Origin of the sequence: Streptomyces hesseae, assembly GCF_031845785.1 — a bacterium.
Taxonomy (GTDB): Bacteria; Actinomycetota; Actinomycetes; order Streptomycetales; family Streptomycetaceae; genus Streptomyces; species Streptomyces hesseae.
On record NZ_JAVRFI010000001.1, the window covers coordinates 242,736 to 265,908 of the forward strand.

Annotated in this window: 20 protein-coding genes and 1 pseudogene; 14 read left to right on the forward strand and 7 right to left on the reverse strand. The window is 72.3% G+C overall.

What is annotated here, in order from left to right; all coding sequences use genetic code 11:
- The first annotated feature begins 1 nt into the window (after nucleotide 1).
- The 4 genes from RM609_RS01095 to RM609_RS01110 are packed head-to-tail and all read left to right on the forward strand — an operon-like array spanning nucleotide 2 to nucleotide 3,916.
- Nucleotides 2–1,150, forward strand: a complete 1,149-nt coding sequence (locus RM609_RS01095; protein WP_311607090.1) for an acyl-CoA dehydrogenase family protein — start codon at nucleotides 2–4, stop codon at nucleotides 1,148–1,150.
- A 14-nt stretch (nucleotides 1,151–1,164) separates the two neighbouring features.
- Nucleotides 1,165–2,214, forward strand: coding sequence for an enoyl-CoA hydratase/isomerase family protein (locus RM609_RS01100; protein WP_311607092.1), 1,050 nt, complete (start codon nucleotides 1,165–1,167; stop codon nucleotides 2,212–2,214).
- Entirely contained in the window at nucleotides 2,214–3,137 is a 924-nt protein-coding gene (mmsB, locus tag RM609_RS01105; RefSeq protein WP_311607093.1) for a 3-hydroxyisobutyrate dehydrogenase, read from the forward strand. The genes RM609_RS01100 and mmsB overlap by 1 nt, the downstream gene beginning before the upstream one ends.
- Entirely contained in the window at nucleotides 3,137–3,916 is a 780-nt protein-coding gene (locus RM609_RS01110; protein ID WP_311607095.1) for an enoyl-CoA hydratase, read from the forward strand. Before mmsB ends, RM609_RS01110 begins: the two co-directional genes overlap by 1 nt.
- Nucleotides 3,917–3,969: 53 nt before the next feature.
- Here the strand turns inward: RM609_RS01110 and RM609_RS01115 are convergent.
- Nucleotides 3,970–4,900: pseudogene (locus RM609_RS01115) on the reverse strand (site-specific integrase); the annotation flags it as partial.
- 662 nt (nucleotides 4,901–5,562) lie between these two features.
- Between RM609_RS01115 and RM609_RS01120 the strand changes: the two are divergent.
- Together RM609_RS01120 and RM609_RS01125 are read left to right on the forward strand one after the other, a co-directional pair.
- Nucleotides 5,563–6,015 carry an STAS domain-containing protein gene (locus RM609_RS01120; RefSeq protein ID WP_311607096.1) on the forward strand — a complete coding sequence of 151 codons (453 nt, stop codon included), beginning with the start codon at nucleotides 5,563–5,565 and terminating at the stop codon, nucleotides 6,013–6,015.
- Entirely contained in the window at nucleotides 6,012–6,719 is a 708-nt protein-coding gene (locus RM609_RS01125; protein WP_311607097.1) for a hypothetical protein, read from the forward strand. The genes RM609_RS01120 and RM609_RS01125 overlap by 4 nt, the downstream gene beginning before the upstream one ends.
- Nucleotides 6,720–6,811: 92 nt before the next feature.
- Here the strand turns inward: RM609_RS01125 and RM609_RS01130 are convergent, their stop codons facing one another.
- The gene (locus RM609_RS01130) at nucleotides 6,812–7,558 is read right to left on the reverse strand and encodes a hypothetical protein (protein ID WP_311607098.1); all 747 of its coding nucleotides are present in this window, start codon (nucleotides 7,556–7,558) and stop codon (nucleotides 6,812–6,814) included.
- 518 nt (nucleotides 7,559–8,076) lie between these two features.
- Between RM609_RS01130 and RM609_RS01135 the strand changes: the two genes are divergently transcribed.
- On the forward strand, nucleotides 8,077–8,805 hold the full coding sequence (locus RM609_RS01135) for a hypothetical protein (RefSeq protein ID WP_311607099.1): 729 nt from the start codon (nucleotides 8,077–8,079) through the stop codon (nucleotides 8,803–8,805).
- Nucleotides 8,806–8,936: 131 nt separating this feature from the next.
- On the opposite strand, the gene RM609_RS01140 is transcribed toward RM609_RS01135, so the two are convergent.
- Nucleotides 8,937–9,287, reverse strand: coding sequence for a PRC-barrel domain containing protein (locus RM609_RS01140; protein WP_311607100.1), 351 nt, complete (start codon nucleotides 9,285–9,287; stop codon nucleotides 8,937–8,939).
- A 755-nt stretch (nucleotides 9,288–10,042) separates the two neighbouring features.
- Here RM609_RS01140 and RM609_RS01145 point away from each other — a divergent pair.
- The gene (locus RM609_RS01145) at nucleotides 10,043–10,219 is read left to right on the forward strand and encodes a hydrophobic protein (protein ID WP_311607101.1); all 177 of its coding nucleotides are present in this window, start codon (nucleotides 10,043–10,045) and stop codon (nucleotides 10,217–10,219) included.
- A gap of 102 nt (nucleotides 10,220–10,321) precedes the next feature.
- Nucleotides 10,322–10,495, forward strand: coding sequence for a CsbD family protein (locus tag RM609_RS01150; protein WP_311607103.1), 174 nt, complete (start codon nucleotides 10,322–10,324; stop codon nucleotides 10,493–10,495).
- Between the two features lie 75 nt (nucleotides 10,496–10,570).
- Here the strand turns inward: RM609_RS01150 and RM609_RS01155 are convergent, their stop codons facing one another.
- Both RM609_RS01155 and RM609_RS01160 read right to left on the reverse strand, forming a co-directional pair.
- A complete protein-coding gene (locus RM609_RS01155; protein WP_311607104.1) occupies nucleotides 10,571–11,566 on the reverse strand; it encodes a YihY/virulence factor BrkB family protein in 996 nt (331 codons plus the stop codon).
- A gap of 458 nt (nucleotides 11,567–12,024) precedes the next feature.
- A complete protein-coding gene (locus tag RM609_RS01160) occupies nucleotides 12,025–13,455 on the reverse strand; it encodes a short-chain fatty acyl-CoA regulator family protein (protein ID WP_311607106.1) in 1,431 nt (476 codons plus the stop codon).
- A 179-nt stretch (nucleotides 13,456–13,634) separates the two neighbouring features.
- Between RM609_RS01160 and RM609_RS01165 the strand changes: the two genes are divergently transcribed.
- From RM609_RS01165 to RM609_RS01180, 4 genes are all read left to right on the forward strand, one after another.
- The gene (locus tag RM609_RS01165) at nucleotides 13,635–15,155 is read left to right on the forward strand and encodes an MmgE/PrpD family protein (RefSeq protein ID WP_311607108.1); all 1,521 of its coding nucleotides are present in this window, start codon (nucleotides 13,635–13,637) and stop codon (nucleotides 15,153–15,155) included.
- Nucleotides 15,155–16,060, forward strand: coding sequence for a methylisocitrate lyase (gene prpB / locus RM609_RS01170; RefSeq protein ID WP_311607109.1), 906 nt, complete (start codon nucleotides 15,155–15,157; stop codon nucleotides 16,058–16,060). The genes RM609_RS01165 and prpB overlap by 1 nt, the downstream gene beginning before the upstream one ends.
- Before the next feature lie 16 nt (nucleotides 16,061–16,076).
- Nucleotides 16,077–17,210, forward strand: a complete 1,134-nt coding sequence (locus tag RM609_RS01175; protein WP_311607110.1) for a bifunctional 2-methylcitrate synthase/citrate synthase — start codon at nucleotides 16,077–16,079, stop codon at nucleotides 17,208–17,210.
- A gap of 276 nt (nucleotides 17,211–17,486) precedes the next feature.
- Complete coding sequence (locus RM609_RS01180; RefSeq protein ID WP_311607632.1) at nucleotides 17,487–18,821, forward strand: wax ester/triacylglycerol synthase family O-acyltransferase; 1,335 nt, start codon at nucleotides 17,487–17,489, stop codon at nucleotides 18,819–18,821.
- A 76-nt stretch (nucleotides 18,822–18,897) separates the two neighbouring features.
- Here RM609_RS01180 and RM609_RS01185 read toward each other — a convergent pair whose 3' ends face one another.
- Nucleotides 18,898–19,527, reverse strand: coding sequence for a hypothetical protein (locus RM609_RS01185; RefSeq protein ID WP_311607111.1), 630 nt, complete (start codon nucleotides 19,525–19,527; stop codon nucleotides 18,898–18,900).
- A gap of 358 nt (nucleotides 19,528–19,885) precedes the next feature.
- Here RM609_RS01185 and RM609_RS01190 point away from each other — a divergent pair, with 358 nt between their 5' ends.
- On the forward strand, nucleotides 19,886–21,274 hold the full coding sequence (locus tag RM609_RS01190; RefSeq protein ID WP_311607113.1) for a cryptochrome/photolyase family protein: 1,389 nt from the start codon (nucleotides 19,886–19,888) through the stop codon (nucleotides 21,272–21,274).
- Nucleotides 21,275–21,289: 15 nt separating this feature from the next.
- Here the strand turns inward: RM609_RS01190 and RM609_RS01195 are convergent, their stop codons facing one another.
- The gene (locus tag RM609_RS01195) at nucleotides 21,290–23,086 is read right to left on the reverse strand and encodes a hydroxysqualene dehydroxylase (protein ID WP_311607114.1); all 1,797 of its coding nucleotides are present in this window, start codon (nucleotides 23,084–23,086) and stop codon (nucleotides 21,290–21,292) included.
- Nucleotides 23,087–23,173 lie beyond the last annotated feature (87 nt).

Consider the following 23,173-nt stretch of genomic DNA (forward strand, 5'->3'; position numbering starts at 1 on the left):
CATGACGACCACCTTCCTCACCGAGGACCAGCGCGCCATAGCCGAGACCACCCTCGACTTCGCCCGCGAGCACCTCGCCCCGAACGCCGTCGACTGGGACCGCGACAAGCACTTCCCCGTCGACGTCCTCCGCAAGGGCGCCGACCTCGGCCTCGGCGGCGTCTACGTCCGCGAGGAGTCCGGCGGCTCCGGCCTCACCCGCGCCGACGGCGTCCTCGTCTTCGAGAGCCTGGCCACGGGCTGCCCCTCCGTCGCCGGCTACTTCTCCATCCACAACATGGTCGCCTGGATGATCGACCGCTACGGCGACGACGCCCAGCGCGCCCGTTATCTGCCCGGCCTGTGCTCGATGGAGACCCTCGGCAGCTACTGCCTCACCGAGCCGGGCGCGGGCTCCGACGCCGCCGCGCTGACCACCCGCGCCGACCGGGACGGCGACGAGTACGTCCTCGACGGCGTCAAGCAGTTCATCTCGGGAGCGGGCTCGACCGACGTCTACATCGTCATGGCCCGCACCGGCGGCTCCGGTGCGCGCGGCGTCTCCGCCTTCCTCGTCCACCGCGACGACCCCGGCCTGTCCTTCGGCCCCAACGAGAAGAAGATGGGCTGGAACGCCCAGCCCACCCGCCAGGTGATCCTCGACGGCGTCCGGATCCCCGCCGACCGGCTGCTCGGCGGCGAGGGCGAGGGCTTCCGCATCGCCATGAGCGGGCTCAACGGCGGCCGGCTCGGCATCGCCGCCTGCTCCCTCGGCGGCGCCCAGAGCGCCCTCGACCGCACCCTGGCCTACCTCACCGACCGGCAGGCCTTCGGGGAGTCCCTCATCGACTCCCCGGCCCTGCGCTTCCGCCTCGCCGACATGGCCACCGAGCTGACCGCCGCCCGCGCCCTGGTCCGCCAGGCCGCCGAGGCGCTGGACCGCGGCGATCCCCAGGCGCCCCAGCTGTGCGCCATGGCGAAACGTTTCGCCACCGACACCGGGTACAACGTCGCCGACCAGGCGCTGCAACTCCACGGCGGGTACGGCTACCTCAACGAGTACGGCGTCGAGAAGATCGTCCGCGATCTCCGGGTCCACCGGATCCTGGAGGGAACGAACGAGATCATGCGCCTCATCGTGGCCCGCGGCCTGACGGGGGCCGGCCGATGAACGACAACCGGCCGATGAGCGACGATTCCGTACTGTTCCGGGTCGAGGGCCGGGCCGCCCATATCGTTCTCAACCGCCCCAAGGCCCTCAACGCCCTCACCCACGCCATGGTCTCCCGCATCGACGAGGCCCTCACCGCCTGGGAGCACGACCCGGCCGTCGAAACCGTCGTGATCACCGGCGCGGGCGAGCGCGGGCTGTGCGCGGGCGGCGACATCCGCTCCATCCACGAGGACGCCCGCTCCGGCGGCACGGCCTCGGCGGACTTCTGGCGCGACGAGTACCGGCTAAACGCCCGGATCGCCCGCTACCCCAAGCCGTACGTGGCCGTCATGGACGGCATCGTCATGGGCGGCGGCGTCGGCATCTCCGCCCACGGCGGCGTACGGATCGTCACCGAGCGCTCCCGAGTGGCCATGCCCGAGACCGGCATCGGCTTCGTCCCCGACGTCGGCGGCACACACCTGCTGGCGAAGGCGCCCGGGGAGCTCGGCACCCATCTCGCCCTGACCGGCGAGACGGTGGGCGCCGCCGACGCCCTGCTGTGCGGGCTCGCCGACCACTTCGTCCCCTCGGACCGGCTGCCCGCGCTCCTCGCGGAGCTCGCCGACGCCCCGGCCCACGAGGTCGTCGCCCGGCACACCGCCGAGGCGCCCGGGGGCGAACTGGCCGGACACCGCGAGTGGATCGACGCCTGCTACGCCGCCGCCACCGTCGAGGAGATCGTCGAACGTCTCCAGGGCCATGGCACCCCGGCCGCCAAGCAGGCCGCCGAGACGGTCCTCGCCAAGTCCCCCACCGCGCTCAAGGTCACCCTCGCCGCGCTGCGCGCCGTCCCGGCGCTCGGCTCGCTGGAACGGGTGCTGGAGCAGGAGTACCGCGTCTCGTGCGCGGCCCTGGCCGCGCCGGACCTGGTGGAGGGCATCCGCGCCCAGGTGATCGACAAGGACCGGAACCCGCGCTGGTCCCCCGCCACGCTCGCCGAGGTGGGCGCGGCGGACGTCGCCCGGTTCTTCGCACCGCTGGGCGAGAAGGAACTCACCCTGTCCCAGGAGGTGTCGTGATGAGCACCCGTACTCCCCTGACCGTCGGTTTCATCGGCCTCGGCCACATGGGCGGCCCGATGGCCGCCAACCTCGTCAAGGCCGGGCACCGGGTGCGCGGCTACGACCTGGTGGCCGAGTCCCTGAAGACGGCCGTGGCCGCCGGTGTCGAGCCCGCGGCCTCGGCGGCGGACGCCGCCGCCGGCGCGGACGTGGTGATCACCATGCTGCCCGCCGGACGGCACGTGCTCGCCCTCTACCAGGACGAAGGGCTCCTCGCCGCGGCCGCGCCCGGCACGCTCTTCATCGACTGCTCCACCATCGACGTCGCCGACGCCCGCGCCGCCCACGAGGCCGCGGTCGAGGCCGGCCACCTCGCCCTGGACGCGCCCGTCTCCGGCGGAGTGACCGGCGCCGAGGCCGGCGCCCTGACCTTTATGGCCGGTGGCGGCGAGGCCGAGTTCACGCGGGCCGAACCGCTGCTCGCCGCCATGGGCAAGAAGTCCGTCCACTGCGGCGGCCCGGGCGCCGGGCAGGCGGCGAAGATCTGCAACAACATGATCCTCGGCATCTCGATGATCGCGGTCGGCGAGGCCTTCGTCCTCGGCGAGAGCCTCGGCCTGTCCCACCAGGCCCTCTTCGACGTGGCCTCCACGTCGTCCGGCCAGTGCTGGGCGCTGACCAGCAACTGCCCGGTGCCCGGCCCGGTCCCGGCCAGCCCGGCCAACCGCGACTACCGGCCCGGCTTCGCGGCCCCCCTGATGGCCAAGGACCTCGGCCTCGCCGCCGACGCGCTCCGCGCGAGCGGGATCGGCTCCGCCTTCGGGATCGAGGCGGCGAAGCGGTACGCGGAGTACGCCGCGGGCGCCGGGGCGGCGGAGGACTTCTCCGGGATCATCCGGATGATCCGGCAGCAGAACGAACGAAACGAGACGGCTTCCTGATGACCACCGCGTACGAGACCATCCTCGTCGAGCGCAAGGGCCGGGTCGCCCTTGTCACCCTCAACCGCCCCAAGGCCCTCAACGCCCTCAATCTCCAGGTCATGAACGAGGTCGTCGAGGCCACGGAAGCCCTCGACCGGGACCCGGACGTCGGCTGTATCGTCCTCACCGGCTCGGCGAAGGCGTTCGCCGCCGGTGCCGACATCAAGGAGATGCAGCCGCAGGGGTACATGGACATGTACCTCAACGACTGGTTCACCGCCTGGGACCGGCTCGGCGCCCTCCGCACCCCGACCCTCGCGGCCGTCTCCGGCTACGCGCTGGGCGGCGGCTGCGAACTCGCCATGCTCTGCGACATCCTGCTCGCCTCCGACACCGCCGTCTTCGGACAGCCGGAGATCAAGCTCGGGGTGATCCCCGGCATCGGCGGCTCGCAGCGGCTGACCCGGGCCGTCGGCAAGGCCAAGGCGATGGAGCTGTGCCTGACCGGGCGCACGATGGACGCGACCGAGGCCGAGCGGGCGGGCCTGGTCTCCCGGATCGTCCCGGCGGACGACCTCCTCGCGGAGGCCCTGTCCGTCGCCGAGACCGTGGCCGGGATGTCCGCGCCGGTCGCCATGATGGCGAAGGAGGCGGTGAACCGGGCGTTCGAGACGACGCTCGCGGAGGGTGTGCGGTTCGAACGGCGCGTCTTCCACGCGGTGTTCGCTGTCGCGGACCAGAAGGAAGGGATGGCGGCGTTCGTGGAGAAGCGGAAGCCGGATTTCAAGCACCGATAGGTCGCCGTGGCGGACTTCTGATCCATTGGTTGTGGGTTCGAGTCCCACACGGCCTACCGCTGGATGCAGGTCACCGCACCACCGGTGACCTGCATCTTTTCACCCCGGCTGGGCTTCTCCAGCTGGGGCGAAGCCATACTTTCAGGCTTCTGCGTGAGCGATGCGTCAGCGCCGGTGCTTTCGGCGGCTACTGAGCGCGCCCTGGGAACCATCCGCTCGGCGGCCCCGGCGATCTCGCGGTCGGCCTCGGGAAGCAGGCTCGTGTACGTATCCGAGGCGAGAGTCCGGGTCGAGTGACGCAGGGTCTCCTTGATCGCGAACACGTCCGCGCCGCCGGCATGCATGAGAGTAGCGGCTACGTGACGTAGATCTCGCAGGTTGATCGGGGGGAGTCCGGCCGCCTTGGAGGTGTGCCGGAATGCCTCGGACGCCTTCTCCGGGTACGGCCAGGAACCGTCCTCCTCCGTGAAGACCTTGCCTGTGTCAACCCATGCCGCGCCCCACTTGAGGCGATCTTTGTTCTGCCGCACCCAATGGGCCCGCAGAACGGCCACAACGCCGCTGGAGAGGGCGATCGTGCCCGCGCCGCACCATGACCGGGCTGGGCTTCTCTCCGGTCTCAAACCACCGCTGCACCCGTTCTTCGGTCCACAGCAGGGCCTTGGGCCGCATCCTGGACTCCAGTTCGACATGCTCGGCCGGGTTGAAGGTGATGAGCTGCCGCCCGATGGCCGCGTTCAGAGCCGCCCGCAGCGTCGACCGGATGCGCTGACGCGTGGCCGCGCCCGTCAGCTTCCGGAACGGCTTCATCTCGCCCAGCCTGGCTCGCTCTTCGGCCAACCTCGCGCGCTCTTCGGCCTTCGGTGCTCCGGGCTTGCCCCGCTTGCACCGCGCGACCTGCTCGCGCCTTGCCTGATTCTCGGCCGCAATGACCTCGTTGTCGTCAGCGATGCCGTCGAACATCTCCACCAGGTGCCCGACATCCGCCTGGCCACACCCATGCGGTCGTCGCACTCCTGACGGCCGCGAACGGCACGGCGACAGCCAGACTCCAGCCCGATGCGGCCGCTCGGCGGTAGGGGATTACTTCCCTCAGCGTCACTCGCCCCGCCCGAGGGCAAGCGAAGACATGCTGCCCGGGCACGGCCTAGACGCCTATGCGCAGGTCAGAAGCCCCGAAACGCGTGAGCGATGCGTGAGCGGACTCCTTTGGGCATGCTCGGACGGTCCTGTGCCACCTGGACATCACACCCATGCTGACCTGTGCCGGAGCCTTCGGGATGGATCACGGCTCGTCGTCCTGGACGAGCTCCTCGGGACTCGAAGGTCGGCTGACGGTGGGAAACTTGTCGGCTTGTGGCCGACTCCTGGGGCCGGACCGGGGTCTATGCTGCTGGGTGGGCGTCCCAGACCTTGATGGCATGCTGTTGCTCGGCACACGATGCCTGCGGGGAGCGGACTGTTCGTCCCTTCGCCCAGCGCATCCCCGCGGGGAACCAGCTGGGCCCTCGGCCTTGGAACACGGGCCGACAGGTCAGTGGTTCGCATGCTTGCCCGAAAGTCATGACCCGGGAGCACAGCAGGAAGTGCCGAAGCCCGGCACCTCACCTGGCTCTGCCCCGGCGAGTCTCCTGAACCGAGGCGCCATGCCCGCCCTTCAGATGCTGAACATCTACCGGCACGACAAGAAGAACCGGGCGCTGATCACCCTGGCCGGTGAGATCGACCAGGTCTCGGCGCCCTTGGTGAGCGAGACGCTGGAGCGGTGCCTGCGCGAGGGCATCCGCACCATCGACGTCGATCTCACCCCTGTCACCTTCTGCGACTGCAGCGGCCTCAACGCCTTCCTCAGTGCCTCGCACCACACCATCGCGGCCGGAGGGTCCCTGCGTCTGCACCACCCACCTCCCACACTGGTCCGGATCCTCACCCTTACCGGAACCGGCCCCCTGCTCCTCGGCCTCTCGGCCGCCCCTGTGGAGTCTCTCCGGCAGGAACGCCCGGATAGAGGCCTTCCCGCATCACGGCCTTCCCCCGTGCACGGGGCCATCGAACGACCAGGTGTTCTGGTGCCTGCTGTCGCGGGTGGTGTGCTGTGACGGCCCGCTCCGGGCCGGGGCAGGCGCAGAAGCTGAAGGGCTACGCACCGTCGGCGGGAGACGGGGTGTACTTGCGTGGGCTGAGCCGCTGGCAGGCCGAGGAACAGCGTGAGGATCTGGCGGATCTGTACGTGGAGTCCGCCGACACCAAGCCCGGTGAGGAGTACCGCAGCCGCGAGAGCTTCCTGCGGCGCCTTGCCGATGACGTCCGGCGGCCCGGATTCGACATGATGATCGCGGAAGCCACGCAGGCAGGGCAGGCACCGGCCTTGGTGGGGTGCGCCTTCGGGTTTCCCGTGCGGCGTGACGGCGCCTGGTGGCAGGGGTTCTCCGGAGCACTCCCGCAGGACGTCGAGCAGCTCACCGCGTCCGGGCACGTCTTCGCGATCACCGAGATCGTGGTCCATCCGCATGAGCGCGACCGCGGGCTCGCCGGTCACCTTCAGGAGCGGCTGCTCACCAGCCATCAGGCGTCCCTCGGTGCCACCTTGGTGGATCAGGCCGACCCTGTGGCCTGCGCTGCCTTCCGGTCCTGGGGGTGGCAGGACATCGGAGAGTTCCGCTGGCCGCCCGGCCCCACCGTTCTGCGGGTACTGGTCCTTCCCCTCGGCGAGCGGAGCGCGGCGAAGCCGGACGGCCTGGCGCACAACGCGGACACCGAGCGGCCCCGTGCGGCGGACGGGGTGGACCCCGGGATGAGGTAACGGCAACCAGGCCGGAAGGTGCACTCCGGCTGGGCCGCCCGCGTCGGCAGCGGGCGGCCCAGTCTCGGTGCCGCTCTCGTGGCGGGGCGGCGTTATCCGATGCAGCCGGGGACGGGGGAGGGGCTGCCGGTGCAGTTGGTGGGGGTGTTGGCGGTCACCGAGGAGGTGTTGAGCGTTGCGGTGCCGGCGACGTAGTAGATACCGCCGGGGTTGATGCCAGCGGCGTTGCCGCTGACCACGCTGCTGGTGAGGGTGAGCGTCGAGTTGACGCTGGCGATGCCGGCGGCCTGGTGGGCGGTGTTGTTCTTGACGTTGCTACTCGTGAACGTGGCCGCTGCCGCCCCGCCGGTGCTGTAGATGGCGCCGCCGGTACCGTCGGCGGCGTTGTTGGACAGCTCGCTGCCGGTGAGGGTGACCGAGCCGAAGTTGAGGATGCCGCCGCCGTTCGTGGCCGCGTGACCCCCACTGAGGGTGACCGCCTTGAGGGTGAGCCCGCCGGTGGTGCTGACCTGGGCGATGCGGAAGTTGGTTGCCCCGGCGCGGGTGATGGTGTTGGCGTTGCCCTCGAAGGTGATGGGCGTGGTGATGATCGGCAGCCCGGTGGGGCCGTTGACACCGTCGTCACCGTGGCTGGCGGTGAGGGTGTACGTACAGCCCGGGGTGAGTGTCACGGTCCCGCCACCGGCGGCATTCGCGGCGTTAACGGCGCTGATCAGTGATGTCTCGTCGCAGGCGACGGCCATCATCCGGGCCTGGGCGGTCGCGGGCAGGAGGACGGTCGTGCCGGTGGCCAGAACAGCGGACCCGGCAAGGGCGAGAAGGGCGCGACGGAATCTCATGAAACCCCCTGGAAGTAGTTCGACTGCCCCGCTGGTGCGGGTGACTGCGTCGATATGCAGCGAGCTCAGACGTACCCCCTCGGCCGTAGGGGAATACGCCAGGGAGATTTTCCCTATATGCGGAAATGCGTATCAGGGGTCAGCCGTTGGAAGGATCCCCGGCGCCGCACTCCCGCATGGCGGACCGGCCATGCAACGTGAGTGCGAGCGCTCGGCCGTCACCGGTCGCGGAAGTGGCTTCACTGCAAGAATACAAAACGAGTTAATGGATAAAAAAACTCCACTTCTAGCTTATTCATCGTGTCCGTATTAGCGTCGGAGCCGACCTGGAAATGGGCCGAGACCGCGTAACGGCCCTGGCCGGGACCACACGCAACCCTTCCCCCCGGATGCCCGGCTCGCGGGCGGTACGGGGAAATGGGCGGCTGCTCTCCCGGTCTCCCGGGTGAGCGCCAACAGGCCGCGTCGCCAAGGGCGTTCACGGCCTGAAACCTGCCTCCTTCAAAGGAGATTGCGTCATGAGTGAAAAACGACGGCCCGCGGCTCTGCCGGGCATGCGTGCCCTTCTCTCCGCGGTGATGCTCACGGTGGTGCCCGCCGCGGCCCTGGCTGTGGGTACGGCCCCGGCGGCCGCCGCCTGCTCCGGAACCAACGGTCTCAACGGTGCCGACGGCACGCCCTCCCACCCGGCAGGGTGGCCCGGTACCGACGGTGGCAACGGCGCCCCTGGCTGTGCGGGCGGTACCGGCGGCAAGGGCGGAGCCGGCTGGGGCGGCGGTGCGGGCGGTGCCGGCGGCAAGGGCGGGGTCGGCGGGGAGGGCGCGACAGGCTTCGGTGGAGCAGGTGGCAACGGAGGCAACTCTGGCCCGGACGGCGGGGCCGGCGGTGCCGGAGGCGACGGCGGGGCGGGCGGGGCCGGGAGTTCCTCCGGCAGCGCCGGTGCCACGGGTGGCGTCGGCGGGCTCGGTGGCAACTCCACCGTCAGTACCGGCGGGGCCGGCGGCCATGGCGGGGCTGGCGGGGCGGCCACCGGCAGCAACAACAACGGCGGGGACGGCGCAACGGGCGGAGGTGGCGGCAACAGCGGCACCACTGGCACCGGTGGCGCAGGTGGAGGCGGCGGCAACGGCGGGGCGGCCACCGGCACCGGCGTGCTCGGCCACTGCGGCCCCGGCGGCAACGGCGGGACCGGCGGCGTCGGCAACGGCGCTCACGGCACACCCGGCACCGGCAGCGGCATCTGCTGAAACAACCCGTCCTCCGACCCGCTGGAATACAGCGGACCGGTCAAGACGCGAAGGACGCGGTGGGCGCAGACCGGGTGCATTCCCGGTCCGCGCCCACCGTCCTTGCCGCCCCGCCCAGCGCGAGGGCGGCGTCAGCTGCGAGGGCGCTGGTAGTAAGAGCCGACGTTGCGGTGGTAGTCGGTGTCGCCGAGGTGCTTGTCCTTGTCGAATTCCGGGGAGTTCTTGATCTCCTCCTTGGTCCGGGAGACGTGGATCGTGCGCTTGGTGGTGTCCACCCTGGAGACGGTGCCGGCCGGGAGGAGGACGTGCTTGCCGAAGATCCATATGCCGGTGTCGACGACGAGGTGGGCCGCGCCCACGTCGTCGGAGTGCTTGTCGACCTTGCCGATGCTGCCGTCGCTGGCCTCGACCTTGAATCCGGTCAAGTCGATGCCCGCAGTGTGGCCGACACCTGGCTGATAGCCCCAGACTTCATCATTCATGAAGACTCCTTCGTCGGGACGTGGCTGTTCGGGAACTCGCCGATCTTCTGCCGCTTCGGCCCCTGTGGCTCGCGGGCACTTTTCGCGAATTTCGCGAATCAAGGGCGGCTCATGCCGCCGGCGCCTGGCGGGGACCCGGACGGGAAGCCAGGGCCGGTGGCACGAGGCGGAGGCGTGGGCAGTAGCCCTCGCGGAAGGGAGGGCATCCGAGGGTGGCGCGGGAGATTCCGGCACCTGTGTGCGCCATGGGCCTCCTCGGAGCGGAAGGGATCTCACGCTGCCGGGGACCGGGGCCTCACCGCACAGCGTAGTCCCGCCCGTTCACCGCGGACAGAGCCTGAACGGGCCCGTCCCAGACGCCTGTTCGGATGATGCGGGGAGGACTAGCCTGCACGGTGCCGCCCGGGACCCCGGCAGCAACGAGCACTGACCGCGCCCCGCGGGGCGCACGCTGCGCATCGGCGCCGGAAGCCTCCCCCTCACGATCGGGGCCGGCCCCGCGCTCGCCGTCGCCACACGACTCCGCCGGAAATTGCCGCCGAAGGGTCCTCGCGAACCCCGCCGGTCCCGGCCCCGGAGCCGGAACGCGCCAGTGTCGCCGACTCGTTGACAGGCAGTGGCGCCAGGCGTTGACTGAACACCACGGCGTAGGGCTACGACGCTCCGGCATCCTCCGGGCGGCGCCCCCCGTCCAGCTTCGCCCGGACCCCGCGGAGCTCAGGGAATCCTCCCTGGCCCCATCTGGAGGCCCGGCCATGATCATTTCGATCGTCCTTCTCCTGCTGGCCCTGGTTCTGTTCGGGTTCGGCTTCGCCATGCACCTGCTGTGGATCGCCGCAGCCGTCGTGCTGATCGTCTGGATCCTGGGTTTCGCCCGCCACCGTCGTGGCCGCCAGGGCGGCGGACGCCGGTACGCCGGGAACCGCCGGTAATACACACCGGGCCCAGACCCCCTTGGGGGAAGGGCGGGCTGCAGCTGCACGGAGATCACAGACGCGCGGGAGCCGAGCCCTACGGATGAGAGAAGGCCCACTATGAACCTCGCAAAGAAGATCAGGGACAAGAAGCAGGTACTCCACGGCAGGATCAAGCAAAGCCTCGGCCGGGCCACCAGGAACAGGCGGCTGCAGACGGAAGGGAAGACGGACCGGGTCGCAGGCAACCTGAAGCAGTCCGGCGAGAAGGCCAAGGACGCCTTCAAACACTGACCCCTGTGCCCCTTGGACCCGGCAACCGCGAGACGTCCGCCCTGCCCACGCAGGGCGCGCCGTCCGCGTCCCACATCACGGGTCGCGTGGTGGCGGCGCCGGGCGGCGCGGTGCCGTTGGCGCAACGCCGCCTGCCGGTGGCTGTGGTGGTGTGTCGCCGCCGGCCGGGCCAGGTTCGGGATCCGGGCCGCCCTGGCCTGCGGATGTTTCGCCGGACCGCACGGCCGGTCCCGTGGCTGTCGCCGTCCAGGCGGCGCAGTACAGCAGCAGTCTGGCCATGAGGTTGATCCACAGCAGGAGGGCGACCGGCACAGCGAAGGCGCCGTACATGCTCTTCGCCGCGACCCCTTGCAGGTAGCCGGTCAGCAGCAGCTTGAGCAGCTCGAAGCCGACCGCGCCGATCGCAGCGGCGACCCCGACCTCCCGCCAGCCCGGATGCACCCGCGGCAGTCCCGTGAGGATGTAGGCGAGCAGCAGGAAGTCGACGACCAGGGCGATGGCCAGGGCGGCGAGGAAGAGCAGCGCCCGCCCCGCACCGCCTTCGATGCCGATCTTGTCGGTGACCCAGCCGGCGGCGCTGTTCGCGATCACGGAGCTGCCCATCGCGACCAGTCCGACCGCGCCGAGTCCGAGCAGCACTCCGGCGTCCTTGACTCTGAGCAGGAGCGGGTTGCCCGGGTCCTGCTCCCTCTCCCACACCGCGCGCAGGCACCCGCGCAAGGCGCCTACCCAGGCGATGCCGGCCACGAGCAGCAGTGCGCCCGCGATGAGACCGACGGTCCCTGCGTTCGCGACCAGGCTCTTCAGGTCGAGCAGGCTGGACAGGCCCGGCGCCTGCTCGGCGATCTTGTCCTGGAGCTTGCCGAGCTGGTCCTCGCTGAGCAGCGCCGCGCCGATCGCCGCGCCGACAGTGATCAGCGGAAAGAGCGCGACGAAGCTGGTGAAGGTGATCGCGGCGGCGAGCCGGGCCCAGTGGACCGCGGCCAGCCGCTCATACGCCCGCCAGCCGTGCGTACGCCCCACCCACGTCGCCACGGGCCCGATCACCGGAAGCCTGGACAGCCGATCCATAAAGACCACCCACCCTCGACGATAGCCACAGAGGCAGAGAAGCGGACAGGCCAGGCCGGTGCACGGCGAACCCAGTGCCCGCCCCTGGTACCCGAGCGGAAGGGTCGCGAAGACCGACTCTCAAAGGAGTGGTGGGCAGGTCCGACTGGCAGAAAAGGCGCAGGTCAGCAGCCACAAATGCGTGAGCGATCCGTGAGCGGTGCGTGCACGGATGCCCTTGGACGGGCCCGGATGAGCCTGCCTCAGTTGGACGCCGTACCCCTGCTGACCTGCGCCGGAGTCGCTGAGCTGGATCACGGCTCGTCGTCCTGGACGATCTCCTCGGGACTTTTGATCCAATGGTTGTGGGCGCAAGTCCCGCGTCTACACCGCAGTCGGGATCTGCTCGGCTTACGCGGCGGTAAGCACGCGTCCTCGCAGCCGCCGGACCGGGCCCGCTGCCAGCCCGCCCGGCAACGTCACTCCCCCAGCACCGGATACGGCACCCGCGTCCGTCGGTCGGGGTCGACCACGAGTCGGCCTCCGGCCGGCGGGCGGGCGCGTTGGGCGCAGTCGCGGCGTTCGCAGATGCGGCAGCCGAGACCGATCGGCGTCGCGGCCCGCGAGTCGTCCAGCGCCACCCCTTCCGCGTAGACCAGCCGCCCCGCGTGCCGGAGCTCGCAGCCCAGGGCGATGGCGAAGTCCGCCCGTGCGGCCCGGTGGCCGAAGCCGCCGCGGGTGACGGTCCGCGCTATCCAGAAGTACCGTTTGCCGTCCGGCATCTCCGCGACCTGCGTGAGGATCCGCCCGGGCGCGGAGAACGCCTCGTACACCGTCCACAGCGGGCAGGTCCCGCCCAGCCGGGAGAAGTGGAAGTCCGTCGCCGACTGCCGCTTGGAGATGTTGCCGGCCCGGTCCACCCGCAGGAACGAGAAGGGCACCCCGCGCCGGCCCGGCCGCTGGAGCGTGCTGAGGCGGTGGCAGACGGTCTCGAAGCCCACGCCGAAGCGGGAGCCGAGCAGTTCGACGTCGTAGCGCAGCTCCTCGGCCGCCGCGTGGAAGGCGGTGTACGGCATGAGCAGCGCGCCCGCGAAGTAGTCGGCCAGGCCGATGCGGGCCAGGGCGACGGAGTCCGGGGAGGACAGGGCCGCGTCGTCGGCGAGGGCGTCCAGCAGGGGGCCGTGTTCCAGCAGGGCCAGCTGGGTGGCCAGCTGGAAGGCGCGCCGGCCGTCGTTGAGCCAGGGCGAGAGGAAGACCAGCCCGGCGTCGGGGTCGAAGCGCCGGGCGTCGGCCGTCTGGGCGGGGGCCGCCTGGACGACCGTGACGCCGTGCCGTGCCGCGAGGCGGGCGGTGAGCGCCTCGGCGGAGCGGCCGGGCCGTATCCCCAGTTCGGTCGCGGTCCGTTCGGCGGCGGTGTCGAGCGGGCCGAAGTGGTTGTGGTGCTCGTAGAAGAAGTCCCGTACCTCGTCGTGGGGTTCGGCGGGCGGCAGGGCGGTGGTGTCGCCGGGGGCGGCCAGGGCGGCGGTCCGTTCCGCGGCGTCGCGGTAGCGGCGGTGGAGGGCGACGAGGGCGCGGGCCACCTCGGGGTGGTCGCGGGCGACTTCGGCGATCTCCTCGGCGGGCGGTGGGGTCCCGGTGCCGCACGCCTCGTCGCCGAGGGCGGCCCGGAGGTCGGTGGTGAGCCGTTCCTCGTCGGCCTCGGAGAAGAACTCGGCGTCGACGCCCAGTACCTGGGCGATCCGCAGCAGTACGGAGGCGGTGAGCGGCCGCTGGTTCTGCTCGATCTGGTTGAGATAGCTGGTGGAGATCCCGAGTTCGCGGGCGAGTTCCACCTGGTTGAGGCCGTGCTCGCGGCGGAGCCGGCGCAGTTTCGCGTGCGCGTAGATCTTCCGGCCCGCCGCTCGCGCCATGCCGTCCGTCTCCTCCACCTCGAAGCATCTGCTGCGAAAGTAGCATCCGCAGGTTTCGCAACTTTCGCGGATTCACAGCCTGGAGCTGTACGGATTCCGCAGGTTGGAGCCGTCGCGGGCGGCGGACGGAACGGGCAGGCTCGGTTCACGGAAGCCGGATCGTCCTCCGAGGAGCCCCGTTGATCAACCACCGGATACGCGTCCACCCCAGCGCCGCCCCGCTGCCCCGCGAGGAGCAGCTCGCCTGGCGGCTCGCGGCCGTCGCCACCGCCGCTCCGGCGGCCCCGGAACTCGACCCCGACGCCGCCGCGATGGCCGTCAACCGGGTCGTCGACAACACCGCCGTCGCCGTCGCCTCCCTGGCGCGCCGCCCGGTGGCCGTGGCCCGGTCGCAGGCCCTCCCCCACCGGGCCCGGCCCGGCGCCTCCGTCTTCGGCGCCCCGGCCGGGGCGCGGGTCTCCCCGGAGTGGGCGGCCTGGGCCAATGGCACGGCCGTCCGGGAGCTGGACTTCCACGACACGTTCCTGGCCGCCGACTACTCCCACCCCGGCGACAACATCCCGCCCCTGCTCGCCGTCGCCCAGCACGCCGGTCGCTCCGGCGCCGACCTGCTGCGCGGCATCGTCGCCGCGTACGAGGTGCACGTCGCCCTCGTCAAGGGCGTCTGCCTCCACGAGCACCGCGTCGACCACGTCGCCCACCTGGGCGCGGCCGCCGCCTGCGGCCTCGGGGCGATGCTGCGGCTGCCCACGGAGACGGTGTACCAGGCCGTGCAGCAGGCGGTGCACACCACGACCGCCACCCGGCAGTCCCGCAAGGGCGAGATCTCCAGCTGGAAGGCGTTCGCGCCGGCGTTCGCCGGGAAGGCGGCGATCGAGGCCGTGGACCGCGCGATGCGCGGCGAGGGCTCGCCCTCGCCGATCTACGAGGGCGAGGACGGCTTCCTGGCCTGGATGCTGGGCGGACCGGACGCCGAGTACACCGTCGCGCTGCCGGAGCCCGGGGAGGCCCTGCGCGGCATTCTGGAGACGTACACCAAGGAGCACTCCGCCGAGTACCAGGCGCAGGCCGTCATCGACCTCGCCCGGCGGCTGGGCCCGCGGATCGGGCCGATGGAGCGCGTCGAGCGGATCGTCCTCCACACCAGCCACCACACCCACCAGGTGATCGGCTCCGGGTCAGGCGACCCGCAGAAGTACGACCCCGGGGCCGCCCGGGAGACGCTGGACCACTCGGTGCCGTATGTCTTCGCCGTCGCTCTGGAGGACGGCGCCTGGCACCACGAGCGCTCCTACGCGCCCGAGCGCGCCCGCCGGCCGGAGACGGTCGCACTGTGGCGGAAGGTCTCGACGGTGGAGGACCCGGAGTGGACCCGCCGCTACCACGACCCGGACCCGGGGCGCCGCGCGTTCGGCGGCCGCGCGGTGGTCACCCTCACCGACGGCACGGTGATCGAGGACGAGCTGGCCGTCGCCGACGCCCACCCCGCCGGGGCCCGGCCCTTCGGCCACGCCGACTACACCGCCAAGTTCCGCACCCTCGCCGAGGGCCGCGTAGAGCCGAGGGAGCAGGACCGCTTCCTGGAGACCGCCGGACGGCTGGCCGGGCTGGACGCGGCCGGCCTGGACGGGCTGTTCCCCGCCGTCGGCACCGCCGCCCTCGCCGCGTACGACGCCGGGCTGCCCAAGGGGCTGTTCTGATGCTGCACACCCGCACCACCCCCGCCGAGCGGCGCCGCGCCTTCCGCGAGCGGCTCGCCTCCGGGCGGCTGCTGCGCGTACCGGGCGCGGTCAACCCGCTCTCGGCGCGCCTGATCCAGGAGACCGGCTTCGACGCCGTCTACCTCTCCGGGGCCGTGCTCTCCGCCGACCTCGGCCTGCCGGACATCGGGCTCACCACCGCGACCGAACTGGCCGCCCGCGCCCAGCAGATCTGCCGCGTCACCGACCTGCCCGCGCTCATCGACGCGGACACCGGCTTCGGCGGTCCGCTCAACGCCGCCCGGACCGTCCAGCTGATGGAGGACGCGGGCCTGGCCGGGCTCCACCTGGAGGACCAGGTGAACCCCAAGCGCTGCGGGCACCTCGACGGCAAGACGGTCGTGTCCCGCGAGGACATGGCGCGCCGGATACGCGCCACCGCCGACGCCCGCCGGGACCCTGACTTCCTGCTGATGGCCCGCACCGACGCCCGCGCCGTGGAGGGCCTGGCCGCGGCCATGGACCGTGCGAAGGCGTACGTGGACGCCGGCGCCGACGCCGTCTTCCCCGAGGCCCTCGCGGACGAGCGGGAGTTCGAGGCGTTCCGCGCGGCCGTGGACGTCCCTCTGCTCGCCAACATGACCGAGTTCGGCAAGGGCCGGCTGCTGGACGCCCGTACGCTCCAGGACCTCGGCTACAACATCGCCCTCTATCCGGTCACCCTGCTGCGCCTGGCCATGGGCGCCGTCGAGGACGGTCTGCGCACGCTGGCCGCCGAGGGGTCCCAGGAGTCCCTGCTCCCCCGGATGCAGACCCGGTCGCGGCTGTACGAGCTCCTCGGCTACGAGGAGTACACGGCCTTCGACGCCTCGGTCTTCGACTTCACTCTCCCACCCGGCGCCTGATCACCGGAGATCTTCCATGACACTCAGCACTCCCAGCATCCACCGCGGGCTGGCCGGGGTCGTCGTCGACACCACCGCCATCTCCACGGTCATCGAGGAGAGCAACTCCCTGACGTACCGGGGCTATCCGGTCCAGGAGCTGGCCGGCCGCCGTTCCTTCGAGGAGGTCGCATATCTGCTGTGGCACGGCGAGCTGCCCGACGCCGGGCAGCTGACGGAGTTCCGGGCGCGCGAGCGCGCCCTGCGCCCACTGGCCCGTACAACGGCGGAGCTGCTGACCCGGCTGCCCCGGACGTGCCACCCGATGGACGTCCTGAGGACCGCCGTCAGCCTGTTCGGCGCGGAGGATCCCGCCGAGGACGACGGCAGCCCGGCCGCCAACCGCGCCAAGTCCCTGGCGCTGCTGGCGAAGCTTCCGGTGGTCGTCGCCGCCGACCACCGCAGGCGGCGGGGCCTCGACCCGATCCCGCCCGACTCCTCGCTGGGGCTCGCCGAGAACTTCTTCCACATGTGCTTCGGCGAGGTTCCGGATCCGGAGGTGGTGCGCTGCTTCGAGGTCTCCCTGATCCTGTACGCCGAGCACAGCTTCAACGCCTCGACGTTCACCGCGCGGGTCGTGACGTCCACGCTCTCCGACCTCTACAGCGCGGTGACGGCCGCCGTCGGCGCGCTCAAGGGGCCGCTGCACGGCGGGGCCAACGAGGCGGTGATGCGGACGCTGGAGGAGATCGGCGACCCGGCGCGGGCCGGCGAGTGGCTGGCGGCGGCGCTGGCCGCCAGGCGGAAGGTCATGGGCTTCGGCCACCGCGTCTACAAGCACGGGGACTCCCGTGTCCCGCTGATGCAGCAGGCCACGGACCGGCTCGTCGCCCTGTCCGCCGACCCGGGGACGGCCCGTCTGGCGGCCCTGCACACGGCTTTGCGCGAGGCGATGGCCGCCCGTACGGGCATCCATCCCAACCTCGACTACCCGGCGGGGCTCGCGTACCACCTGATGGGGTTCGACATCCCGTCCTTCACCCCCATCTTCGTGATGAGCCGCGTCACGGGCTGGACGGCGCACATCACCGAGCAGCTGGCCCACAACGCGCTGATCCGTCCGCTGGGCGCGTACAACGGCCCGGATCAGCGGGTGGTGCCCGCCGCCTAGCAGGGGGTCCTGATCCGGACAACTGGCGTGCGGGGCCGACGCGGTGGTCGGGGGCGGGTTACCCGAGGAAGGGGGGCCGTCAGGGGCGTTGGGAAGGGGCTGAAACCTGTGGGCCTTCATGCGTCATTAACGGAGCGTATCCAGTTCGCACTTGACCGTAGTCGACCGGCGGCGATTGACTTCTTCTCTCTTCCGTCCAGCAGCGTCGCCCTCTGGCCCGACCGACGCGCGAGCACGTCCATGCCCCGTGATCCCGGAGACCCCGTGACCCCTGAAGTGACCCCCGAACCGCTCACGCCGCTCGACCTCGCCTTCTGGAACATCGAGTCCGCCGGTCATCCCCTGCACATGGGCGGGCTCGTCGTCTTCGACGCCGACAGCCCGGACGCCGCCCGGCGCGCCGCCGGGCTGCTCGCCGACCGCGCGGCCCGCGTGCCGGGGCTGAACACCCGTATCCGCCCCGTCCTGTTCCCCTTCGGCGCGGCCGCCCGCCATGTCGACCCCGGCTACGACCCGGCGGACCACGTCCATCTCACCGCGCCCGTGCGGGACTTCTTCGCCGCCGCCGGGGCGCTGATGCAGCAGCCCCTGGACCGGGAGCGGCCGCCGTGGGCCGCGCATGTGCTGCCCGGCGCGGACGGCACGTCCTTCGCCGTCCTGTTCACGTTCCACCACGCCCACGCGGACGGCATGCGCGCGGCGTCGTACGCCCTGTCGCTCCTGGACCCCGCCGCGGTCGACGGGATACCCGCTCCGGCCGACGCGCCGCGGCCGGAGAAGAACGGCTCCGCTCCGCGCCTGCCCGATCCGCGCGAGCTGCCCGGCCTGGTGCGCGGCGCCGTCACCGATGCGGGGCGGGCCCTGTCGATCGGTTCCGCCATGGCCCGTGCCGCGCTGGACGTGCGTTCCTCGCCCGCCCTCGTCTCCCGTGCCACCGGCGCCCGCCGCACCGACGGTGCGACCGTCGACCTGCGCGACGTGAACCGCGTCCGCGAGGCCACGGGCGGCACGGTCAACGACGTCCTCCTCGCCGTGGTCGCGGGCGGCCTGCGGCGCTGGCTCGACAAGCGCGGCGACGGCAGCGACGGCGTACGCCCCCGCGCCCTCGTCCCCGTGTCGCTGCGCGACCCGAGCGACCCGAGCGCCGCTGGCAACCGGCTCTCCGGCTATCTCGCCCGGCTCCCCGTCGACGAGGCCGAGCCCCTCGCCCGCCTGCGCGCGGTGCGCAAGATCATGGATCGCAACAAGCAGGCGGGGCCCGCCAGCGGGCCGGGCGCCGCCGCGCTGCTCGCCGAGGCCATCCCGCCCCTCGGCCACCTCTTCGGCGGCGGCCTGATCGCCCGCTCGGGCCGTCTCTTCTACGACCTGCTGGTCTCCAGCGTCCCGTTGCGCGGCGCCCACGGCCTCACGCTCGCGAACAGCCGCTTCCGCGAGGCCTATCCGCTCGCCCCGCTCGCGCCCGGGCAGTCCCTCGCCGTGGGCATCACCACATACGAGGACCGTGTCTGCTACGGCCTGCTCGCCGACGCCGTCGCCGTGCCCGATCTGGACCTGCTCGCCCGGTCGATCGGTGACGAGGCCGCCGAACTGGTCGCCGCCTGCGGCAGCTGAGCCGCACGCGGAAAAGGGCTGCCGCCTCCGTCGATGAGACGGGGGCGGCAGCCCTTTCCGTGGAGGAACGCGCCTGTCAGTGCGGCGTGTTCATGAAGCCGATGACCACGGCGCCCCACCAGCAGATCTGGGAGATCGTCGCGGTGGCCCCGCCCCAGGCCAGCAGGCGGGGCGACGGCTCGCCGGCGGGCTGCCGGGCCATGTGCTTGTTGAGCAGGCCCGCCTGGAGGCCGTTGAGGCTCAGGACGAGGACGAACGCCAGCTTGATCGCGGTGAGCGTGGCCGAGGGGTTGGGGTGGAGCAGCGTGCCGCTCACGACGAGGCCGGCGAGGCCGGCCCAGATGGGCAGGTGGAGCTTGCTCGCGCTGCCGAGGGCCTCGCTCAGGGTGGTGCGGCCGGTGATCCACAGCAGTCCGTAGTAGTCGGCGACGAGCACGGCGCCGAAGCCGAGGACGAGGCTGGCGAGGTGCACGAAGAGCGCGACCGTGTGCAGGGACGCGTCCGCCTGGAGGTGGATCGAGACCCACACGCTGGCGGCCCAGCCCGCGCACAGGGCGACGGCGGCACCGGCGAGCGTCCACCAGGTGTCGTAGAGGCCCAGCGGCCGGGCGTGACGGGCGCCGCCGGTGCGGGGTGCCGCCATCGCGATGGGCGGGCGGGACGGGCGGATGACGGACAGAGGCGGCTGTGACGACAGAGCGGACACGTGAATCTCCCAACGCGGACCCTTGGCGAAAGGCACTGCGGGCCTGTCGCCGATCCTGGGCCGTACTGTGACCGGCCCGAGACGGCCGGTACGGAATCAGTCGCTTCCTCGGCAGTGAGGACCGACACCATGTGCCAGAGGTCTTCCCGGCCTGGTCTTCGGCCTCGGCGCGACCGGTCGATCCGGTACGGCGCTCCACACGGCCGGTCGATCCGGCACGGCGTGTCCACACCAGAACATCCCTTCGAGGAATCCGCAAGCCCGTGGGTCACAGTCAATGCCGTCGCTTACGTCCCTTGTGTCCTAGCCTGAGCCCGCAGGACACGGCCTGGGCCACCGGAACGAGGCGGGTGGGGGCATGTGCGTCAATGTCGTCCTTTTCACAGCCGATCTGCGGTTGCATGACAATCCCGTGCTGGGTGCGGCGCTGCGCGCGGCCGAGCGCGTGGTGCCCCTGTTCGTGATCGACTCCGGTATCGCCGGTGCGGGCCTCGTCACACCGGCGCGCGCGGCCTTCCTCTCGGACTGCCTCGCCGATCTCGACGGGGGACTGCGGGCGCGGGGCAGCCGGCTGATCGTCCGGGCCGGGGACGTGGTGCGCGAGACGTGCCGCGTGGCCGCCGAGGCCGGTGCGACGGAGGTGCACGTCGCGAGCGGGGCCAGCGGCTACGCCCAGCGGCGCGAGGAGCGGCTGCGCTCGGCACTGACGGTGGACGGCCGGTCACTGCGGGTGCACGACGCGGTGACCACAGCCGTGGCACCGGGTGTGCTCGTGCCGTCGGGCAAGGACCACTACTCGGTGTTCACCCCGTACCACCGCCGCTGGTCGACCGAGCGGCTGCGGCCCGTCTCCCCCGCGCCCCGGCGCGTAGAGCTGCCCCGGCTGCGCTCGCTCCCGCTCCCCGGGGCCGGGGACCTGGCCCGTGGCACGGCCCCGGCGGGGCTGCCGAAGGGCGGCGAGACCGAGGGCCGGCGCCGGCTGGCGGCCTGGCTGCGCTCGGGCCTCGCGGGCTACGCGGAGACGCACGACGATCTGGCGGCGGACGCCACGTCCCGGCTCTCCCCTTATCTCCACTTCGGCTGTCTGTCACCGGTCGAGGTGATCTCCCGGGCGCGCCGGGCCGCCTCGGCGGGCGAGCGGCACGCCGGCGAGGGCGCGGAGGCGTTCGTCCGCCAGCTGGCGTGGCGCGACTTCCACCACCAGGTCCTGGCCGCTGTCCCTGCGGCGGCGCACCGCGACTACCGGGCCCGGCACGACCGCTGGCGTACGGACCCCGACGAGCTCGCCGCGTGGCGGGCGGGCATGACGGGCTACCCGGTCGTGGACGCGGCCATGCGCCAGCTCGCCCACGAGGGGTGGATGCACAATCGCGCCCGGATGCTGGTGGCCTCCTTCCTGACCAAGTCGCTGTACCACGACTGGCGGGAGGGCGCCGGGCACTTCGAGGGCCTCCTCGTCGACGCGGACGTGGCGAACAACCGGCTGAACTGGCAGTGGGCGGCGGGCACGGGCAACGACACCCGCCCCCACCGCGTCCTCAACCCGCTCGTCCAGGCCAGGCGCTTCGACCCCCGGGGCGACTATGTGCGCCGGTGGGTCCCGGAGCTGGCCGCGCTGCCGGGTGCGGCGGTCCACACGCCCTGGCGGCTGGGCGGCGCCGAGCGGGTGGCGCTGCGCTACCCCGCGCCGGTCGTCGACCTCACCGAGGGCCTGGCCCGCTTCCGGCGGGCGAGGGGGCTGGACTGAACGGCACCGGGCGCGTCAGCGCAGGTCGAAGACGTTCGGCCAGCCCGCGCGGTAGCGGGCCTCGTCCTGGCGCTGGAAGGGCTCCAGCTCGGGCGGCCGGTACAGGGTCCAGACGCGGCAGCGGGGTGCCGGGGAGCCATCCGCGTCCAGCAGGGCGTTGACCGCGCGGCGGGCGGACTCGTTGGCGCCCTCCATGGTCGCGAGGTCCATGTCGGTGGCGACGTAGTCCCCGGCGAGGAAGAAGTTGGGGACGGCGGTACGGCTCGCGGGGCGGTCGTACCAGGTGCCCGTGGGGTGAATGAGGAGCTGTTCGCGGTTGGCCGGGGACGGGCCGCCCAGGCCCGTGACCGCCGGGTCCATGAACCAGGAGTGGACGTCGGCGTCGGACAGCACCTGCCGCCCGGTGTCGTTCAGCCCGGCCTTCAGCTGGGCCCACACCTCGCGGATCACTTCCTGCCGGGTGCACGCGATCGCGGGCTTGCCGTAGAGGATGCCGGGCGCGTCCCACTGCGAGACGCACACGGACAGGCAGTCGGCCACCTGGCCGTCGCCGTAGTCCGCGCGGAAGTCGCGGCCGGGCCAGAACTGCGCCTGGCTGATGGTGGTGAGCGCCCACGGGGAGTCCACGTGGTCGACGTGCCCGTGCACGATGGGGGTGCGGGTGCGGAGGTAGAGCTGCACGCCGACCATCCAGTCGGTCTTCAGCCGGTCGCAGCGGGCGAGGCGGGGGTCGGCGGCCCGCAGGGCACTCCCCCAGGTGGCGCGGGCGTGCTCGACGGGCATCGCGCTGAGGTAGTGGTCGGCGCTCGCGGCGCGGGGCACGCCGATCTCCCGGGACCGCAGCCGGAGGTGGCTGACCCGGCCGCCCTTGTACACCACTTCCTCGACCTCGGTGCCGAGCTCGAAGCGGACGCCGAGGCGGCGCAGATGGGCGGCCCAGGGGTTGATCCACGCCTCGTTGGTGGGGGCGTTGAGCACCCGGTCCGGCTCCCCGTCGTTGCCCCGGCCGAGCCCGTTGTAGAGGAAGGCCTGGAAGACCCGGGCGACGGTACGGGTGCTGGCGATCTCGGCCTTGGTGGCGATGATGTTCCGGGTGAGGCCGGTGCCGAGGAGGCGCTGGTAGTCCTGGGACATGCGGGGCGCGTCGATGAAGTCCCACCAGGGCACCCGCTCCCACTGCCCGTACCGGCGCCGGTCGCAGCTGGTGAGGTGGACGAGCACCCGGTGGGCGAAGTGGAGGAGCTCGCCGGCCGGCAGGCGCAGGGCCGTGTCCAGCGCGCCCGCGAGGGTGCCGGGCAGGGCGTCGGGGAGCAGTGCGGCGAGGCCGGGCGGGGCGAGGAGGGCGTGGAAGGGGATGCGGAGGTCCGGGCGGCCGCCGTCGCGGGCGAAGAGTTCCTCGGTGGCGTTCACCAGGTTGTCGTGGACGCTGTGCCGGCCGTCCGGCAGCGGGATCCTGCGCAGGGTGTCGGGAAGGTTACGGTAGAAGCCGGGGAAGAAGCGGAAGCCGTGCTCTCCCGGGAGCGGGCGCCTTCCGTCCCGGGCGGTGCCGGGGACGTCCATGCTGCGGGCCTTGCCGCCGAGAGCGGTGTTGCGTTCGTACACGGTGACGCGGTAGCCGCGCTCGGCGAGCTCCTGCGCGGCGCTGAGCCCGGCGACGCCGCCGCCGAGCACCGCCACGCCGCGGCCCGTTCCGCCGTGCCGGGCGGCGGCCCCGGCGCGCCCGGCGGCCGTCAGGGCGGCCGCGCCGCCGGCGCCGCCCGCCGTCGCCAGGAACTCCCGTCGGGTGCGTCCGCTCCCCTGCCGTCTGCCCATGCCCGGGCCAACGACCGGGCGGCGCCCGGGGCACCGGGCGGGCGGGGGCGCGTGCCCCGCGCGAAGGAGCGAAGGGGCGGTGCGAGG

What these genes read in the sequence shown, in the direction of transcription:
- RM609_RS01095 (WP_311607090.1), top strand. Translation starts at nt 2, where the DNA reads ATGACGACCACCTTCCTCACCGAGGACCAGCGCGCCATAGCCGAGACC.
- RM609_RS01100 (WP_311607092.1), top strand. Translation starts at nt 1,165, where the DNA reads ATGAGCGACGATTCCGTACTGTTCCGGGTCGAGGGCCGGGCCGCCCAT.
- mmsB (WP_311607093.1), top strand. Translation starts at nt 2,214, where the DNA reads ATGAGCACCCGTACTCCCCTGACCGTCGGTTTCATCGGCCTCGGCCAC.
- RM609_RS01110 (WP_311607095.1), top strand. Translation starts at nt 3,137, where the DNA reads ATGACCACCGCGTACGAGACCATCCTCGTCGAGCGCAAGGGCCGGGTC.
- RM609_RS01120 (WP_311607096.1), top strand. Translation starts at nt 5,563, where the DNA reads ATGCCCGCCCTTCAGATGCTGAACATCTACCGGCACGACAAGAAGAAC.
- RM609_RS01130 (WP_311607098.1), bottom strand. Translation starts at nt 7,558, where the DNA reads ATGAGATTCCGTCGCGCCCTTCTCGCCCTTGCCGGGTCCGCTGTTCTG.
- RM609_RS01135 (WP_311607099.1), top strand. Translation starts at nt 8,077, where the DNA reads ATGAGTGAAAAACGACGGCCCGCGGCTCTGCCGGGCATGCGTGCCCTT.
- RM609_RS01140 (WP_311607100.1), bottom strand. Translation starts at nt 9,287, where the DNA reads ATGAATGATGAAGTCTGGGGCTATCAGCCAGGTGTCGGCCACACTGCG.
- RM609_RS01145 (WP_311607101.1), top strand. Translation starts at nt 10,043, where the DNA reads ATGATCATTTCGATCGTCCTTCTCCTGCTGGCCCTGGTTCTGTTCGGG.
- RM609_RS01150 (WP_311607103.1), top strand. Translation starts at nt 10,322, where the DNA reads ATGAACCTCGCAAAGAAGATCAGGGACAAGAAGCAGGTACTCCACGGC.
- RM609_RS01155 (WP_311607104.1), bottom strand. Translation starts at nt 11,566, where the DNA reads ATGGATCGGCTGTCCAGGCTTCCGGTGATCGGGCCCGTGGCGACGTGG.
- RM609_RS01160 (WP_311607106.1), bottom strand. Translation starts at nt 13,455, where the DNA reads ATGGCGCGAGCGGCGGGCCGGAAGATCTACGCGCACGCGAAACTGCGC.
- prpB (WP_311607109.1), top strand. Translation starts at nt 15,155, where the DNA reads ATGCTGCACACCCGCACCACCCCCGCCGAGCGGCGCCGCGCCTTCCGC.
- RM609_RS01175 (WP_311607110.1), top strand. Translation starts at nt 16,077, where the DNA reads ATGACACTCAGCACTCCCAGCATCCACCGCGGGCTGGCCGGGGTCGTC.
- RM609_RS01190 (WP_311607113.1), top strand. Translation starts at nt 19,886, where the DNA reads ATGTGCGTCAATGTCGTCCTTTTCACAGCCGATCTGCGGTTGCATGAC.
- RM609_RS01195 (WP_311607114.1), bottom strand. Translation starts at nt 23,086, where the DNA reads ATGGGCAGACGGCAGGGGAGCGGACGCACCCGACGGGAGTTCCTGGCG.